This window comes from Pseudomonas sp. 1L-E-NC-VB-C3, from assembly GCF_057291535.1.
On record NZ_JBXAWD010000005.1, the window covers coordinates 165,766 to 182,224 of the forward strand.

Here is a 16,459-nt window from a genome sequence, read left to right on the forward strand (position 1 = left end):
GCGCCCCCAAGACCTGCCGACGCGGAGAATCAGAAGTACCGCATGCATTGATCTTGCGACTGCTGCGCAGCCGATCGGGGATAAATCCCCTCGCCACAAAAGCTCGCCTCACATCGGGTCCGGGTTCCTTCAGGGATTTCAAGGGTGACTTCATGAGTTTCTTGCGCAACATGGCTGGCCTGCTTTTGGGCAGTGCGCTGCTGTGCTTCGGCACTTCGGCGCTGGCCGGCGGCAGTTATGCGCTGACGGTGTACGGCGAGGCGCCGAAGTATCCGGCCGGCTTCAAGCATTTCGATTTTGTTAACCCCGACGCGCCCAAGGGCGGTTCGCTCAGCCGTGCATCGATGGAGATCGGTCAGTACAACTACATCACGCCGTATGCCGATCAGGGCATTTCGGTGGTGCAGGTCAATGACTGGGTATACGCGCCGCTGGCGTTCCGTTCGCTGGATGAGCCCTACACGGTTTACGCTCTGGTTGCGCAGCAGATCGAGCGCGATCCCGAAGGTCTGTGGGTGCGCTTCACCCTCAACCCCAAGGCACGCTTTGCCGACGGCACGCCGATCACCGCCGAAGACGTGCGCTACACCTTCAACCTGCTGATGACCAAGGGCAGCCTGAGTTACCGCCAGCAATACGCCGACGTGCAGGACGTGCTGGTCGAAAGTCCACGGCAGGTCCGTTTCACCTTCAAGAACAACCTCAATCGCACCCTCGCGCTGGATCTGGCGACGCTGCGCGTGCTGCCCGAGCACTGGTGGAAAACCCGCGACTTCGCCAACGGCGGCGGCTTCGAGCCACCGCTGGGCAGCGGCCCGTACCGGGTGAGCAAAGTCGACGCCGGACGCAGCATCAGTTTCCAGCGTGACCCGGACTGGTGGGGCAAGGACCTGCCGGTCAGTCGCGGCATGTACAACTTCGACAGCCTGACGGTGAATTTCTACGGCGACACCGACGTCGCCCGCCAGCTGTTGCAGGCCGGCGCGTTCGATTACAACCGTGAGTTCTCCTCCTCTGGTTACGTGGTCGGCTATGACAGCCCGGCACTGCGTGACGGTCGTTTGCAGCAGTCGATCCTCGCGCCGGACAAACCCACCGCCGCTCAGGGCTTCGTGTTCAACCTGCAGAACCCGTTCTTCAAGGATCGCCGCGTGCGTCAGGCGATCAGCCTGCTCTGGGATTTCGAGTGGACCAACAAACAGATGATGCGCGGCTTCTACGTGCGTCAGAACAGCTTCTGGCCCAAGAGTGAAATGGCCGCCAGCGCCCTGCCCGATGCCGAGGAATTGAAGATCCTCGAACCGTTGCGCGGCAAGGTCCCTGACGAGGTGTTCACCACGGTGTATGAAGCGCCGAAAACCGATGGCAGCGGCTACATCCGCGACAAGCAACTGCAAGCGCTGAAGCTGCTCGCCGAAGCCGGTTGGACGGCGAAAAACAATCGTCTGGTCAACGCCGCCGGCGAGCCGCTGGAATTCACCTTTCTCGATGGCCAGGGCGGCTTCGATCGCATGCTGCTGCCGTTCAAACGCACCCTCGCGCAGATCGGCATCACGCTCAATCTGCGCCGCATCGATTCGGCGCAATACATCAACCGTCTCAACGCCCGCGATTACGACATGATCGTCTGCGCTTTCCCGCGCAGTGGCGATCCGATCGTGTCCCCGGGCCGCGAGTTGTACAGCCTGTACGGCTCGCAAAGTGCCACGCAAGTCGGCAGCTCGAACGCGATGGTGCTGGCCGATCCGGCAATCGATCAACTGATTGACGGGCTGGTCCAGGCCAACAGCCGCGAAGCCATGGTGCATTACGCCCGCGCCCTCGACCGGGTGCTGCAATGGGGTTACTACATGATTCCCAACTACTACTCCAAAGGCACGCCGACGGTGTATCAGAACCGCTTCGGCATGCCCGCCGTGCAACCTTCGTATGACGAAGGTCTCAACACCTGGTGGGAAGTCTCGGCCAGGCCGCTGACGACTCAGCAGATGAGCGCTCAGCTTGCGGGAGGCCAGTGACATGCTGCGTTATCTGAGTCGCCGTTTGCTGCTGATCATCCCCACGCTGTTGTGCATTCTGGTGGTGAATTTTCTTATCGTGCAGGCCGCACCCGGTGGCCCGGTGGAACAAGCCATCGCTCGCCTGCAAGGCTTTGGCGGGCACAGCATGGGCGGTGGCGGCGAAGTCGCGGCGGTCGGCGGTGCCGGGCGCAGCAGCCGTGGGCTGGACCCGGCGCTGATCGAGGAAATCAAACACCATTACGGCTTCGACAAACCGCTGCACGAACGCCTGTGGCTGCTGCTGAAAAACTACGCACAACTGGATCTGGGCAACAGCTTCTTTCGCGGCGCCAAGGTCACCGACCTGATCGTGCAGAAGCTGCCGGTGTCGTTGTCGCTGGGCTTGTGGGCGACGCTGATCACCTACCTGATTTCGATTCCGCTGGGCATTCGCAAGGCGATCAGGAACGGCAGCGCCTTCGATGTCTGGAGCAGCACCGCGATCATCGTTGGCTATGCCATGCCAGCGTTTCTCTTCGCCATTCTGTTGATCGTGGTGTTCGCCGGGGGCAGCTACGTCAACTGGTTTCCGGTGCAGGGATTGGTGTCGGACAACTTCGACAGCCTCAGCACATTGGGCAAGGTCGGCGACTACCTCTGGCACCTCGTACTGCCGGTCACGGCGCTGGTGATCGGCGGCTTCGCCACGCTGACGATCCTGACCAAGAACAGCTTTCTCAACGAGATCAGTCGCCAGTACGTGATCACCGCACGAGCCAAGGGCCTGACCGAGCGGCGCGTGCTGTACGGCCACGTGTTTCGCAACGCCATGCTGCTGGTGGTGGCCGGCGTGCCGTCGGCGCTGATCGAAGTGTTTTTCGCCGGTTCCCTGCTGATCGAAACCATCTTCAACCTCGACGGCCTCGGGCGCATGAGCTACGAAGCGGCGGTGTCGCGTGACTATCCGGTGGTGTTCGGCGCGCTGTTTCTGTTCACCCTGTTCGGCCTGCTGATCAAGCTGATCGGCGACCTCTGTTACACCCTGCTCGACCCGCGCATCGATTTCTCGGCGAGGACTGCCTGATGTTCACACTGTCGCCTCTGGGCCAGCGCCGCGTCGCGCAATTCAAGGCCAACCGCCGTGGGCGCTGGTCACTGTGGCTGTTTATCGGCCTGTGCCTGATCTGCCTCGGTGGCGAGCTGATCGCCAATGACAAGCCGCTGGTGATCCGCTACCACGACGCCTTCTACTTTCCGATCCTCAGCGATTATCTGGAAACCGATTTCGGCGGCGAGCTGCCGTTTCAGCCGGATTACGCCAGCAGTTATGTGCACAAACTGATCGAGGATCAGGGCGGCTGGATGCTGTTTCCGCCGATCCCGTTCAGCTACGACACGGTCAACTACGACCTCACCGAACCGGCGCCCAGCCCGCCGTCATCGAGCAATTGGCTGGGCACCGATGATCAGGCCCGCGATGTTCTGGCGCGGGTGATTTTCGGCACGCGGATTTCCATTTTGTTTGCGCTGATCCTCACCGCGATCAGCGCGTTGATCGGCATTGTCGCCGGGGCCTTGCAGGGCTACTACGGCGGCTGGGTCGACTTGCTCGGGCAGCGCGTAATGGAAATCTGGTCGGGGTTGCCGGTGCTGTACCTGCTGATCATCCTGTCCGGCTTCGTCTCGCCGAGTTTCTGGTGGCTGCTGGGGATCATGGCGCTGTTTTCCTGGCTGGCGCTGGTCGACGTGGTGCGCGCCGAGTTCCTCCGTGGGCGCAATCTCGAATACGTGAAAGCCGCGCGCGCGCTGGGCCTGACCGACAGCGAACTGATGCGCCGGCACATTCTGCCCAACGCCATGACCTCCACCCTCACCTACCTGCCGTTCATTCTCACCGGCGCCATCGCCACCCTGACCGCGCTGGATTTTCTCGGCTTCGGCATGCCCGCCGGCACCGCGTCGCTGGGCGAGTTGATCGGCCAGGCCAAACGCAATCTGCAGGCACCGTGGCTGGGGCTGACAGCGTTTTTTGCCCTGGCGCTGATCCTGTCTTTGTTGGTTTTCATCGGTGAAGCGTGCCGAGATGCCTTTGATCCGAGGAGCTGACATGCAAGACCATTTAATCGAGATCCGCGACCTGCGCGTCGCCTTCGCAGGGCAAGAAGTGGTGCACGGTGTGAACCTGGATATTCGCCGTGGCGAGTGTCTGGCGCTGGTCGGCGAGTCCGGCTCGGGCAAGTCGGTGACGGCGCATTCGATCCTGCGCCTGCTGCCTGGCCAGAGCGTCAGCAGCAGCGGCGCGATTCGCTACAACGGCGTGGATTTGCTGCACGCCAGCGAACAGCAGATGCGTGGTTTGCGCGGCAATCGCATTGCGATGATTTTCCAGGAGCCGATGACTTCGCTGAACCCGCTGCACACGGTGGAAAAACAGATCAGCGAAGTGTTGGAAATCCACAAGGGCCTCAAGGGCCGCGCCGCTCGCGCGCGGACCCTGGAGTTGCTGGAGCTGGTCGGTATTCGCCAGCCGTTGCAGCGACTCAAAGCCTATCCGCATCAACTCTCTGGCGGGCAGCGGCAACGGGTGATGATCGCCATGGCATTGGCCAACGAGCCGGAATTGTTGATTGCCGATGAACCGACCACAGCGCTGGACGTGACCGTACAGCAGAAGATTCTTGAGCTGCTGATCGAGTTGCAGCAGCGCCTCGGCATGTCGCTGTTGCTGATCAGCCACGACCTCAATCTGGTACGCCGGATCGCTCAGCGCGTGTGCGTAATGCGTCAGGGCGTGATCGTTGAACAGGCCGATTGCGAGACGCTGTTCCAAGCGCCGCAACACTCCTATAGCCGCTTGTTGATCGAAGCGGAACCGAGCGGCGCGCCAGTGCCAAGCAAGTACGAGCACAACCTGCTGGAAGTCGATGATTTGAAGGTGTGGTTTCCCCTGCCGAAAAAACTCTTCAGCCGCCAGCAGGATTACATCAAAGCGGTGGACGGCGTCAGTTTCACCCTGCAACGCGGCAAGACCCTGGGGATTGTCGGCGAATCGGGGTCGGGCAAGTCGACGCTGGGTCAGGCGATCCTGCGACTGGTCGAATCAGAGGGCAATATCCGTTTCGGCAACAAGCAGTTGAGCCTGCTCAATCAGCGTCTGATGCGCCCGTTGCGCCGGCAGATTCAGGTGGTGTTTCAGGACCCGTTCGGCAGCCTCAGCCCACGCATGTCGGTGCAGCAGATCATTGCCGAAGGCTTGCTGACCCACGGCATCGGCAGCGAGGCCGAGCGCGAGGCAGCGGTGATTCGCGTGCTGGAGGAAGTCGGCCTCGATCCGCAAAGCCGCCATCGTTATCCCCACGAATTTTCCGGCGGCCAGCGCCAGCGCATCTCCATCGCCCGCGCACTGGTGCTGGAACCGGCGCTGATTCTGCTCGACGAACCGACGTCGGCGCTGGATCGCACGGTGCAGAAGCAAGTGGTGGAGTTGTTGCGCCAGTTGCAGATCAGGCATGGGCTGACGTACCTGTTCATCAGCCATGATCTGGCGGTGGTGCATGCACTGGCGCATGACTTGATGGTGATCAAGGATGGCAAGGTGGTTGAACAAGGATCGTCGCGGGAGATCTTCGCTGCGCCGCAACATCCGTATACCCAAGAGTTACTGAAAGCCTCGGGCCTCAAGCCGTACAGAGAACCCTGTGGGAGCGAGCCTGCTCGCGAATGCGGTGCATCAGTCACATAAGTGCTGGCTGACCCGACGCTTTCGCGAGCAGGCTCGCTCCCACAGGTTTGATCGGTGGTGTTTGAAATTTATTTTTCCGGCACTGCATCCAATCGCCTCCGTCACGGGTAGTCCCTGTAACAGCCCACTCTGGTGCTGTAAGCGCCCTACCCTTTTCGGAGAATCATCGGATGAAAATCACCCAGCTGATTGGCTTCACCGGTTTGCTCGCCTTCACCGCGACCACCTTCGCCCAGAGCAGTTATCCCGACGCGATCAAGGTGCCGGACGGGCACAAGATTGCCCTGGAAACCACCGGGGTTGGCGAGATCACCTACGAATGCCGCGACAAACCCAATATGGCCGGGCAGACCGAATGGACCTTTGTCGGCCCGAAAGCGGTGCTCAATGATCGCAGCGGCAAACAGGTCGGCACCTATTTCGGCCCGCCAGCGACGTGGCAAGCCAAGGACGGTTCGAAAGTCACCGGCACGCAACTCGCCGTGGCACCGTCGAGCCCGGGCAACCTGCCTTATCAACTGGTCAAGACCAATCCCGCCGAGGGCAAAGGCGCGATGACCGGGGTCAGCTATATCCAGCGTGTCGCGCTCAAGGGCGGCGTCGCGCCGGGCAGTGAGTGCAACATGGCGAACAAGGGCAAGCAGGAAGTGGTGAAGTACCAGGCGGATTATATTTTCTGGGCGGCGAACTGATATCCGGAAGCAGTGCACAATCCTGTGGGAGCGAGCCTACTCGTGAAGACGGAGTGTCAGTCGCCTTATTACTTTCTGACCCACCGCATTCGCGAGCAGGCTCGCTCCCACTGGGAACAATGCATCTGGATGTTTGGGAAATGTGAGCTAGATTGCACCCCATGCCTTTACCCGAATCCGTTTTCGATTATGAAGCCCGCCTCGCCGCCTGTGCCCGGGGCGAGCGCGCGGCTTTGCGCGATTTGTATGTGCAGGAAGGCCCGCGCCTGCTCGGCGTGGCCAAGCGGCTGGTGCGCGATACGGCGCTGGCGGAGGACATTGTGCATGAGGCATTCATCAAGATCTGGCACGGCGCGGCCGGGTTCGACCCGGCGCGCGGCTCGGCGCGGGGCTGGATGTTCAGCGTGACCCGGCACCTGGCCTTGAATCAGTTGCGCAAGCAAAGTCGGGAAACGCCGTTCAGCGAAGAACATGAGACAGCGGCGTCTGATGAGGCGGTCGATGTTCACTCGGCGCGCATTCATCGCTGCCTCGAACAACTGGAACCGCAGCGGCGCAGCTGCATCCTCCATGCCTACGTCGACGGTTATAGCCACGCGCAGATTTCCGCGCGCCTCGACACGCCGCTGGGCACGGTCAAAGCGTGGATCAAGCGCAGCCTCAATGCTTTGCGGGAGTGCATGGGATGACCGGCGAATCAGCGCAGGAACGGGATGAACTGGCCGGCGAATACGTGCTCGGCACCTTGTCGTTCGAACAGCGCATCGAGGTGCAACGGCGGCTGCCGAACGATCCTGAGTTGCGCGCGGCAGTCGACGCATGGGAGCGACGTCTGCTGGAGCTGACCGATCTGGCCGAACCTCAGCAACCCTCGGCGCAGTTATGGCCACGTATCGAGCGCAGTCTCGAACGGCTGACGGTGAGAAAACCTCTCGCTTCCTGGTGGAACCTGCTGCCGCTGTGGCGCGGTTTGAGTGCGGCGGGCCTGGCTGCGACGCTGATTCTGGGCGCGATGCTACTGACCCAGACTGCGCCGAAACCGAGTTATCTGGTGGTGCTGGTGGCGCCGCAGGACAAGGCGCCGGGTTGGGTGATTCAGGCGAGCAATGCGCGGGAGATCCAGTTGATTCCACTGGGCGTGGTCGAGGTGCCGGCGGACAAGGCGCTGGAGTTCTGGACCAAGGCTGACGGCTGGTCGGGACCGGTGTCATTGGGACTGGTCAAACCGGGGCAAGCGTTGTCGGTGCCGCTGGACAAGTTGCCGCCGCTGCAACCCAACCAGCTGTTTGAGCTGACCCTGGAAGGCGCCAATGGCTCACCGATCGGCAAACCGACCGGGCCGATTCAGGCGATCGGGCGTGCGGTGAAGGTGCTCTGAGGCTCTGCTACGCGGTTGTCCGCAACCATCATCGACGTCGATGTTCACCATCACGGCAATGAAGTTCTCATAAAAAATTCCGGGCGTAACATCAGCTCCATACCAACCAACAACACCCCGGAGCACACCATCATGAAACGCCAGACTCTTCTCAGCATTGCTTTCTCGGTTTTCGCAGTTAACGCTTTCGCCGCCACCCCGGCGCACACCATGATCGCCGAAGGCGGCTCGGACAAACTGATCGAAAGCCGTCTGGCTGAAGGCGGTTCGGATCGTCTGATCGAACGCCGCGTTGCCGAAGGCGGCTCGGATCGTCTGATCGAACGCCGCGTTGCCGAAGGTGGTTCGGATCGTCTGATCGAACGCCGCGTTGCCGAAGGCGGTTCGGATCGTCTGATCGAACGCCGCGTTGCCGAAGGTGGCTCTGATCGTCTGATCGAACGCCGCGTTGCTGAAGGTGGTTCGGATCGTCTGATCGAACGCCGCGTTGCGGAAGGTGGCTCGGATCGTCTGATCGAACGCCGCGTTGCCGAAGGTGGCTCGGATCGTCTGATCGAACGCCGTGTTGCCTGATGCATGACTGCAAGCGCAACACCGCAGAGAAACCCGGCTCCCGCAGCCGGGTTTTTTATGTCTGCGTGTTTTATCCGGCCTTGGCCATGCAGCGCTTGTAACGCTCGTCCACGCGTTTGGCGAACCAGGCTGTGGTGAGTTTGCGGGTGATCTTCGGACTCTGCAGCACAATCCCCGGCAATACCGCGCGCGGTAACGCCTTGCCTTCGGCCCGCTCCGCCAGTTCGAACACGCGCTGATAGAGTCTGGTCTCTTCGAATTCCAGGTTTTTGCCTTTCTCCAATTGATCGCGAATCGTCGGGTTGCGCATGCCCAGCGACTTGCCAAGGGTGCGCACCGCCAGTTCGGTACTGCCGGGCATGATCGAGTCGTAGCGAATCAGATCGCCGTCCAGAGTCAGCGGAATGCCGGACGCGCGGCTGACCGCATTTTGAAACGCGGCATTGCGACTGGCGTACCAGCCGGCGTTGAAATCGGCGAAACGATACAACGGCTCGCGGTAATTCACCGGGTAACCGAGCAAATGGGCGATGCCGAAATACATGCCGCCGCGCCGGCTGAACACTTCACGACGAATCGTGCCGTCCACCGGGTACGGGTAATCCTTGGCGTGCTCCTCGGCGAATTCGATGCTGACCTGCATCGGCCCGCCGGTGTGCACCGGGTTGAAGCCGCCGAACAGCGTACGGCCCATCGGCACCATGCCGATGAAGTCGTCGAATATCGCGCTCAGCTCTTTTTCACTGCGCGCCGCATTCAGGCGTTCGCTGTAGGTCTTGCCGTTGGGCGAGCGCACTTGCAAAGCGCCGCTGACCAGCAGGCTGGGGATGTGCACCTTGGCGGCGCGGCGGTCGATTTCGTCGCGGGCGATCTTGCCCAGCCCGGGCACCGTCGGGTCGGCCTGGAAAGTCGATTCCTGCTCGGCCACAGCCAGTACCGAACACAGATTCTGCGTGGTGGTGTTGATGTCTTGCGCGGCGAACGCGGCGTAGATGTCCGTGGCCCAACCCTGACGGTCGGCAGTTTTCGCCGGCAACAGCCGAACAATTTCCGCCTTCACTTCAGCCGGCGGACGCGGCGCCGGTTCGTTGCTGCGCTGGCTGGCGCAACCGGCGAGCAGTAGCACCGCGCCGAGAGTAATGAGTAATCGCATGTTGCTCCATCCAATCAAATTAGCCACAACACCATACACAACCCCCGTAGGAGCTGCCGCAGGCTGCGATCTTTTGATCTTGCTTTTTGCAGATCAGATCAAGATCAAAATCAAAAGATCGCAGCCTTCGGCAGCTCCTACACGCTGATGACAAACTGATTGCAAAACGTTACTGCGAAACCCTATCATTCGCGCCTGGAGTCGCATTAGCGCAAGGAGTTCCGCGCCGCCCTTATTTTTCTTTGGCCGCTCGCCTCCAGGATCCGACATGCCCGCTTCAGCTCGACTCGGCGCTCCATTTCGCCCGACTTTGCTTGCCCTGCTGTGCACCCTGACCGTTACCGCCCACGCCGCTGAACAAAACAGCAAAGAGCTGGTGCTCGACGACGTCAACGTCAATGCCCAAGCCCCGACACCCAACGCCCTGCCCCCGGTCTACGCTGGCGGTCAGGTTGCGCGCGGCGGCCAGTTGGGCGTGCTCGGCAATCAGGACATGATGGACGTGCCCTTCAGCGCCGCGTCCTACACCGAGCAATTGATCCAGGATCAGCAGGCGGAAAACGTCGCCGATGTACTGCTCAACGATTCTTCCGTGCGCCAGGCCTCGGGCTTCTCCAACCAGGCGCAGGTCTTCATGATTCGCGGCCTGCCGCTCAATGGCGACGACATTTCCTATAACGGCCTGTACGGCGTGTTGCCCCGGCAAATCATTTCCACCGATGCGCTGGAGCGCGTGGAAGTGTTCAAAGGCCCCAACGCTTTCATCAACGGCGTGACCCCGACCGGTTCCGGCATCGGCGGCGGCGTCAACCTGCAACCCAAGCGGGCCGGCGACGTGTCGCTGCGTCGTTACACCACCGACATCAACAGCGAAGGCCGCATCGGTCATCACTTCGACATCGGCCAGCGTTTCGGTGAAGACAACCGCTTCGGTGCGCGGGTCAACCTGTCGCAACGCGAGGGCGACACCGGCATCGATCACGAGAACCAGCGCTCGAAACTGTTCGCCATCGGTCTGGATTATCGCGGCGATGCGCTACGGGTTTCCGGTGACTTCGCCTATCAGAAGGAACGCGTCAACGGCGGCCGCAGCTCGGTCAACCTCGGCACCGCCACGCACATCCCGGATGCGCCATCGGCGGACACCAACTACGCGCCGAAATGGGGCTACACCGACATCGAAGACACCTTCGGCATGCTCCGCGCCGAGTACGACCTCAACGACAACTGGACCGCCTACGCCGCCGGTGGCGCCAAGCACACCCGTGAAGTCGGGCGCTATAACTCGACCACGCTGGTCGGCAACAGCGGCGCCTCGTTCACCACCGGCTCGTTCGTCCCCCACGATGAGGACAACACCAGCGTCATGGCCGGCCTCAACGGCAAATTCAACACCGGGCCAGTCAGCCACAAGCTGAATTTCGGCCTGACCGGGATTTGGGCCGAGCAGCGCAGCGCTTATGACTTCGACCTGACCCGCTACTCCAACAACATCTATCACCCGATCACTACCCCAGCGCCGGTCGGCAACTTCGCCGGTGGCGATCTCAACGATCCGGGCATCGTCGGCAAGACCTTCAACCGCAGCGTGGCGATTTCCGACACCCTCGGGTTCTTCGACGATCGCCTGCTGGTCACCGCCGGTCTGCGTCGTCAGCAACTGGTGGTGCAGGGTTACAGCTACGCCAGCTACGGCAGCGGCCCGCGTTCGTCGAGCTACGACGAATCGATCACCACTCCGGTGTACGGCATCGTGTTCAAGCCGTGGGAGCATGTGTCGTTCTACGCCAACCATATCGAAGGCCTGGCCCAAGGGCCGACTTCGCCGACCAGCTCCGGCGGTTTCCGCGTCACCAACGGCAACGAGGTCTACGCACCGAAACGCTCCAAGCAGACCGAACTGGGCGTGAAAGTCGACATGGGCACCTACGGTGCGGGCCTCGGTGTTTACCGCATCGAACAGCCAAGCGATGGCTACTGCGAAATCAACAGTCCGACCACTTGCACCTACGTCCGTGAAGGCGAACAGATCAACAAAGGCGTGGAGATGAACGTGTTCGGCGAGCCGATCGACGGCCTGCGCCTGATCAGTGGCCTGACCCTGATGGACACCGAACTGAAAAACACCCTCAATGGCGCCAACGACGGTAACCACGCCATCGGCGTACCGACCTTCCAGTTCAACGCTGGCGTGGACTGGGACGTGCCAGGCCTGCAAGGCGTTGCGCTGAATGCGCGGATGCTGCGCACCGGCGGGCAATACGCCGACGCAGCGAACAACCTCAGCCTGCCAACGTGGAACCGCTTCGATGCAGGCGCGCGTTATGCGTTCAAGGTGTCGGAGAAGGACGTGACGCTGCGATTCGGCGTTGAAAACGTGGCGAACAAGAAGTACTGGGAATCGGCTCAGGGCGGCTACCTGACCCAAGGCGAACCGCGAGTGGCGAAGTTGTCGGGGACGATCGACTTCTAAGCGTCATTGCGTCGCAGAAAAGGCCCCGCAGCTTCACGGTTGCGGGGCCTTTCTGGTTTTTTTGGTGGTTGACCGGACGCTTCGCGAGCAGGCTCGCTCCCACACTGGAATGCGTCCCCTGTGGGAGCGAGCCTGCTCGCGAAGAGGCCGGAACTGGCGACCTGATCCATACTTGCTGCACAGCCACAGGAGGACAGCCCCATGAACCGCAGCGACGTGCTGATCATCGGCGCCGGCCCGACCGGTCTGGTCCTGGCGCTGTGGCTGAGCAAACTCGGCGTGCGCGTGCGCATCATCGACAAGATCTCGGCGCCAGGCACCACTTCCCGCGCTCTGGCCGTGCAGGCACGCACCCTTGAGCTGTATCGCCAACTCGACCTCGCCGACACCATCGTGCGTCGCGGCCATCAGGTCGCGGCGGCGAACTTCTGGGTCAACGGCAAACCGGTCGCGCAGTTGCCCCTCAAGCGCATCGGCGAAGGCCTGACGCCCTACGCGTTTGTCGAGATTTTCCCGCAGGACGAGCACGAACGGCTGTTGCTCGAACGCCTCGAAGATTACGGCGTCAGTGTGGAGCGCAATACCGCACTGGACAGCTTCGAGGAAACCGGCGACACCCTCACCGCCCACCTGCGCCTGCCCGATGGCCGGCGGGAAGTTTGTCAGGCCTGCTATCTGGCCGGTTGCGACGGCGCCCGTTCGGTGGTGCGCAAAGCCCTCGACACCGACTTCCCCGGCGGCACCTATCAGCAGATTTTCTACGTCGCCGATATCACGGCCAGCGGCCCGGCGCTCAATGGCGAGTTGCATCTGGACCTGGACCAAGCGGATTTTCTCGCGGTGTTTCCACTGGCCGGCGAAGGCCGCGCGCGACTGATCGGCACGGTGCGTGACGAACGCGCCGAGCGTGCCGAAACCCTGCAATTTGCCGACGTCAGCAGCCGCGCCATCGAACACCTGAAAGTGCATATCGAAGACGTGCACTGGTTCTCCACCTACCGCGTGCATCACCGCGTGGCCGAGCACTTTCGCAACGGCCGGGCGTTTCTGCTCGGCGATGCCGCCCATGTACACAGTCCGGCCGGTGGCCAGGGCATGAACACGGGCATTGGCGATGCAATCAATCTGGCCTGGAAGCTCGCCGCCGTGCTCAGCGGTGGTGCCGAACCGAAACTGCTCGACACCTACGAAACCGAGCGCATCGCCTTCGCTCGCCGACTGGTCTCCACCACCGACAAGGTCTTCAGTTTCGTCACCGCGCAGGGTCGCATGGCCGATCTGCTACGGATGCGTGTGGCGCCGTTTCTGCTGCCGAAAATGGCCGGGTTCGAAGCCAGCCGCGAATTCCTGTTTCGCACGGTCTCGCAAGTCACCCTCAACTATCGCGGCATGCCACTGAGCCAGGGTGAAGCCGGCCACGTGCACGGCGGCGACCGCTTGCCGTGGGCGCATGATGGCGAAGGGGATAATTTCGAACCGCTACGGCAGCCATGCTGGCAGGTGCATGTCTATGGCGACACCAGCGACGAGATGATCGCCTGGTGCGCCGAACACCACTTGCCGCTGCACGTCTTCGACTGGCGCCCGGCGTTTGAAACGGCGGGATTGGGGCGCAACGGATTTTATCTGTTGCGGCCGGATACCTATGTGGCGATTGCCGATAGCAGCGCCGATCCGAAGGTGATCGAACGCTACTTCCTCGATCACGGCATCCGGCCTTTTCAGTGACCTTCACACTTTGTTGGCCAGCCATTCGTCGGAAAGACCTGAACACCTGTCAACTCTGACAGTGGACGCATTGCGCAGCGCCACCTCTAATCATTGCTCACCGTTTTCAAGGAGCAATCAAGATGGAACTGTCCACCGCAGACCAAGTGCAAGACATAGAGGTCACTGGAACATTAAACGCACTGTTCGAAGTCGCCGACCACCAACCTTTAAATGCTGCTTTGATCGAGTTGCGTTCAACCCAGCGGGTAAAATATGAGTTCCGAGGGAGAACGGAGGCCAACGACAGGTCTTTTATATTTCAAATTTTCAGCGATCTGGAAGATGGAACATATGAAATACCTTCGACCTACTACCAGTACGCCGCATTCTACTTTGCAAATCATGCAGGTTGGACGTACGCATCGCCCAATCAATCAATCTTGCATCTAACGATTTCTGAAAATAAAACTCGTTTCAGTGGAGTAATCAAAGCTGATTTCGATCCAGTCGAACACAAAACTGGTGCTTCAACGCTGTATGTCACTGCGTCGCTAGGTGTCAAACTCAGCAAAGCTCTTTTCTGATAAAAATCGGATCATGGAGACGATCGCAACCTGACGCCTCTGCCTACAAGGAGCAACCATTCCATATAGGCAATGCTGCAAGTTGCGATTCCTTTCTCAGATCCCCGCCAACGCCAGATCCATCGCAAAGTAAGTGAAGATCAGATCCGCCCCCGCACGCTTGATTGCGCCAAGGCTTTCGCGGACCACGCGATCCTCATCGATCGCCCCAGCCTGGGCGCCGAACTTGATCATCGCGTACTCGCCGCTGACCTGATACGCCGCCAGTGGCAGGTTCGAGGCCTGGCGGATGTCGCGGATGATGTCGAGGTAAGCACCGGCCGGTTTGACCATCAGCGCATCGGCACCTTCCTGCTCATCGAGCAGCGATTCGCGCAGGGCTTCGCGGCGGTTCATCGGGTTCATCTGATAGCTTTTGCGATCGCCCTTGAGCGCGCTGCCGCCGGCCTCGCGGAACGGGCCGTAGAGTGCCGAAGCGAATTTGGTCGAGTAGGCCATGATCGGAATCTGCGTGAAGCCGGCAGCGTCGAGCGCCTGGCGAATCGCGCGCACCTGGCCGTCCATCGCCGCCGACGGCGCAATCACGTCAGCACCGGCGCGGGCGGCCGCTACGGCTTGTTTGCCGAGGTTGATCAGGGTCTGGTCATTGTCGACTTCGTGGTTGTGCATCACGCCGCAATGGCCGTGATCGGTGTATTCGCAGAAGCAGGTGTCGGACATCACGATCATTTCCGGCACGGCGTCCTTGGCAATGCGCGACATGCGCGACACCAGACCGTCTTCGCGCCAGGTGTCGCTGCCGTTGGCATCGAGATGATGGGACACGCCAAAGGTCATCACCGACTTGATGCCGGCGCGGGCGTAGCGCTCGATTTCGCTGGCCAGTTTGCGCTCGGGAATGCGCTGCACGCCGGGCATGCTGGTGATCGGCACGAAGTCGTCGATGTCTTCCTCGACGAAGATTGGCAGGACCAGATCGTTCAGGCTGAACTCGGTTTCCTGGAACAGACTGCGCAGGCTCGCATTGCGGCGCAGACGGCGGGGACGTGCTTCGGGGAACTGACTGGACATGGGGCCTTTCCTGAAAACAGCGGATGAGACGAAAGTCGTAGGGGGCGAAGCTTATGCCTTGCGGCGGGTGCGGGACAAACCTGGATCGATCAAGAGAGCGTTACCGGGCTTGTAATAATCCTGCATGTACATTTCAAATTCCTGTGGGAGCTGGCTTGCCAGCGATGGCGGCAGGTCAGTCACCAATGAGGTTGACTGTGCTGGCTTCATCGCTGGCAAGCCAGCTCCCACAGGGGGCATGTGTACAACTGAAAGTCAGGATGGGATGGTCAGGCCACGAATGACGGCCGGGCGAGCTAGAAACCGCTCCAGCACTCGGGTGACATTGGGGAAATTCTGAATGCCGACCAGATCCCCGGCCTCATAAAACCCGAGAAGATTGCGCACCCACGGGAACGTGGCGATGTCGGCGATGGTGTAGCGCTCGCCCATGATCCAGTCGCGGCCTTCGAGGCGAGTGTTGAGCACATTCAGCAGGCGTTTGCTCTCCTCGACATACCGATCGCGTGGACGCTTGTCCTCGTAATCCTTGCCGGCGAATTTGTTGAAGAAACCGAGCTGGCCGAACATCGGGCCAATGCCCCCCATCTGCCACATCAGCCATTGGATGGTCTCGTAGCGCAGCGCGCCTTCCTGAGCGAGCAGCTGGCCGCTCTTGTCGGCCAGATAAATCAGGATCGCGCCGGATTCGAACAGCGGCAGGGGTTTATCTTCCGGGCCATGCGGGTCGAGGATCGCCGGGATCTTGTTGTTCGGGTTCAGCGAGAGAAATTCCGCCGAGGTCTGGTCGTTGGTGTCGAAACCGACGCGGTGCGGCTCGTACGGCAGGCCGATCTCTTCGAGCATGATCGACACTTTGACGCCGTTGGGGGTCGGCAGGGAGTAGAGCTGAATCCAGTCCGGGTACTGCGCCGGCCATTTCTGAGTAATCGGGAATGCAGACAGATCGGTCATTGGAAGCATCCAGTCACAAATTGAAAACCGATCATAAAGTAGGCCTGCTGCCGCGCCTACACGAACCGTAACATCCTGTCGCTAACCTGCCTGCATGCCCGCAAAGGTTGCCGTTAGAGTGCTGCGCAC

At 60.9% G+C, this 16,459-nt stretch carries 14 protein-coding genes; 11 read left to right on the forward strand and 3 right to left on the reverse strand.

Features of this window, described 5'->3' with window-relative positions; translation table 11 throughout:
• Positions 1-152: 152 nt before the first annotated feature.
• The 8 genes from AC0Z5Z_RS10625 (at position 153) to AC0Z5Z_RS10660 (ending at position 8,385) form a co-directional block, all read left to right on the forward strand.
• Positions 153-2,018, forward strand: coding sequence for an extracellular solute-binding protein (locus tag AC0Z5Z_RS10625; protein ID WP_485611031.1), 1,866 nt, complete (start codon positions 153-155; stop codon positions 2,016-2,018).
• Between the two features lies 1 nt (position 2,019).
• Entirely contained in the window at positions 2,020-3,084 is a 1,065-nt protein-coding gene (locus AC0Z5Z_RS10630) for a microcin C ABC transporter permease YejB (protein WP_056788670.1), read from the forward strand.
• Positions 3,084-4,106 carry an ABC transporter permease gene (locus AC0Z5Z_RS10635; protein WP_485611032.1) on the forward strand — a complete coding sequence of 341 codons (1,023 nt, stop codon included), beginning with the start codon at positions 3,084-3,086 and terminating at the stop codon, positions 4,104-4,106. The genes AC0Z5Z_RS10630 and AC0Z5Z_RS10635 overlap by 1 nt, the downstream gene beginning before the upstream one ends.
• Position 4,107: 1 nt before the next feature.
• Entirely contained in the window at positions 4,108-5,742 is a 1,635-nt protein-coding gene (locus tag AC0Z5Z_RS10640) for an ABC transporter ATP-binding protein (protein ID WP_485611033.1), read from the forward strand.
• 170 nt (positions 5,743-5,912) lie between these two features.
• Positions 5,913-6,434 carry a DUF3455 domain-containing protein gene (locus AC0Z5Z_RS10645; protein ID WP_485611034.1) on the forward strand — a complete coding sequence of 174 codons (522 nt, stop codon included), beginning with the start codon at positions 5,913-5,915 and terminating at the stop codon, positions 6,432-6,434.
• A gap of 161 nt (positions 6,435-6,595) precedes the next feature.
• Positions 6,596-7,123, forward strand: a complete 528-nt coding sequence (locus AC0Z5Z_RS10650) for a sigma-70 family RNA polymerase sigma factor (RefSeq protein ID WP_095182134.1) — start codon at positions 6,596-6,598, stop codon at positions 7,121-7,123.
• Positions 7,120-7,812, forward strand: a complete 693-nt coding sequence (locus AC0Z5Z_RS10655; protein WP_095182135.1) for an anti-sigma factor — start codon at positions 7,120-7,122, stop codon at positions 7,810-7,812. Before AC0Z5Z_RS10650 ends, AC0Z5Z_RS10655 begins: the two co-directional genes overlap by 4 nt.
• A gap of 132 nt (positions 7,813-7,944) precedes the next feature.
• A complete protein-coding gene (locus AC0Z5Z_RS10660) occupies positions 7,945-8,385 on the forward strand; it encodes a phage infection protein (protein WP_071172976.1) in 441 nt (146 codons plus the stop codon).
• A gap of 70 nt (positions 8,386-8,455) precedes the next feature.
• Here AC0Z5Z_RS10660 and AC0Z5Z_RS10665 read toward each other — a convergent pair whose 3' ends face one another.
• Complete coding sequence (locus tag AC0Z5Z_RS10665; protein ID WP_485611035.1) at positions 8,456-9,538, reverse strand: DUF1615 domain-containing protein; 1,083 nt, start codon at positions 9,536-9,538, stop codon at positions 8,456-8,458.
• A gap of 268 nt (positions 9,539-9,806) precedes the next feature.
• On the opposite strand from AC0Z5Z_RS10665, the gene AC0Z5Z_RS10670 reads away from it, so the two are divergent.
• The 3 genes from AC0Z5Z_RS10670 (at position 9,807) to AC0Z5Z_RS10680 (ending at position 14,305) form a co-directional block, all read left to right on the forward strand.
• Positions 9,807-12,011 carry a TonB-dependent receptor gene (locus AC0Z5Z_RS10670; RefSeq protein ID WP_485611036.1) on the forward strand — a complete coding sequence of 735 codons (2,205 nt, stop codon included), beginning with the start codon at positions 9,807-9,809 and terminating at the stop codon, positions 12,009-12,011.
• A gap of 201 nt (positions 12,012-12,212) precedes the next feature.
• Positions 12,213-13,739 carry an FAD-dependent monooxygenase gene (locus tag AC0Z5Z_RS10675; RefSeq protein ID WP_375122419.1) on the forward strand — a complete coding sequence of 509 codons (1,527 nt, stop codon included), beginning with the start codon at positions 12,213-12,215 and terminating at the stop codon, positions 13,737-13,739.
• Positions 13,740-13,861: 122 nt separating this feature from the next.
• Entirely contained in the window at positions 13,862-14,305 is a 444-nt protein-coding gene (locus AC0Z5Z_RS10680; protein ID WP_150634883.1) for a hypothetical protein, read from the forward strand.
• Positions 14,306-14,401: 96 nt separating this feature from the next.
• Here AC0Z5Z_RS10680 and hemB read toward each other — a convergent pair whose 3' ends face one another.
• Together hemB and AC0Z5Z_RS10690 are read right to left on the reverse strand one after the other, a co-directional pair.
• The gene (gene hemB / locus AC0Z5Z_RS10685) at positions 14,402-15,376 is read right to left on the reverse strand and encodes a porphobilinogen synthase (RefSeq protein WP_016775388.1); all 975 of its coding nucleotides are present in this window, start codon (positions 15,374-15,376) and stop codon (positions 14,402-14,404) included.
• A 255-nt stretch (positions 15,377-15,631) separates the two neighbouring features.
• Positions 15,632-16,330, reverse strand: a complete 699-nt coding sequence (locus AC0Z5Z_RS10690) for a glutathione binding-like protein (RefSeq protein WP_122611212.1) — start codon at positions 16,328-16,330, stop codon at positions 15,632-15,634.
• Positions 16,331-16,459: the final 129 nt, after the last annotated feature.

Excerpts from the sequence above, each read along its gene's own strand:
- AC0Z5Z_RS10645 (WP_485611034.1), top strand. The coding sequence starts at position 5,913 with ATGAAAATCACCCAGCTGATTGGCTTCACCGGTTTGCTCGCCTTCACC.
- AC0Z5Z_RS10625 (WP_485611031.1), top strand. The coding sequence starts at position 153 with ATGAGTTTCTTGCGCAACATGGCTGGCCTGCTTTTGGGCAGTGCGCTG.
- AC0Z5Z_RS10655 (WP_095182135.1), top strand. The coding sequence starts at position 7,120 with ATGACCGGCGAATCAGCGCAGGAACGGGATGAACTGGCCGGCGAATAC.
- AC0Z5Z_RS10680 (WP_150634883.1), top strand. The coding sequence starts at position 13,862 with ATGGAACTGTCCACCGCAGACCAAGTGCAAGACATAGAGGTCACTGGA.
- AC0Z5Z_RS10640 (WP_485611033.1), top strand. The coding sequence starts at position 4,108 with ATGCAAGACCATTTAATCGAGATCCGCGACCTGCGCGTCGCCTTCGCA.
- AC0Z5Z_RS10675 (WP_375122419.1), top strand. The coding sequence starts at position 12,213 with ATGAACCGCAGCGACGTGCTGATCATCGGCGCCGGCCCGACCGGTCTG.
- AC0Z5Z_RS10650 (WP_095182134.1), top strand. The coding sequence starts at position 6,596 with ATGCCTTTACCCGAATCCGTTTTCGATTATGAAGCCCGCCTCGCCGCC.
- AC0Z5Z_RS10670 (WP_485611036.1), top strand. The coding sequence starts at position 9,807 with ATGCCCGCTTCAGCTCGACTCGGCGCTCCATTTCGCCCGACTTTGCTT.
- AC0Z5Z_RS10660 (WP_071172976.1), top strand. The coding sequence starts at position 7,945 with ATGAAACGCCAGACTCTTCTCAGCATTGCTTTCTCGGTTTTCGCAGTT.
- AC0Z5Z_RS10630 (WP_056788670.1), top strand. The coding sequence starts at position 2,020 with ATGCTGCGTTATCTGAGTCGCCGTTTGCTGCTGATCATCCCCACGCTG.
- hemB (WP_016775388.1), bottom strand. The coding sequence starts at position 15,376 with ATGTCCAGTCAGTTCCCCGAAGCACGTCCCCGCCGTCTGCGCCGCAAT.
- AC0Z5Z_RS10690 (WP_122611212.1), bottom strand. The coding sequence starts at position 16,330 with ATGACCGATCTGTCTGCATTCCCGATTACTCAGAAATGGCCGGCGCAG.
- AC0Z5Z_RS10635 (WP_485611032.1), top strand. The coding sequence starts at position 3,084 with ATGTTCACACTGTCGCCTCTGGGCCAGCGCCGCGTCGCGCAATTCAAG.
- AC0Z5Z_RS10665 (WP_485611035.1), bottom strand. The coding sequence starts at position 9,538 with ATGCGATTACTCATTACTCTCGGCGCGGTGCTACTGCTCGCCGGTTGC.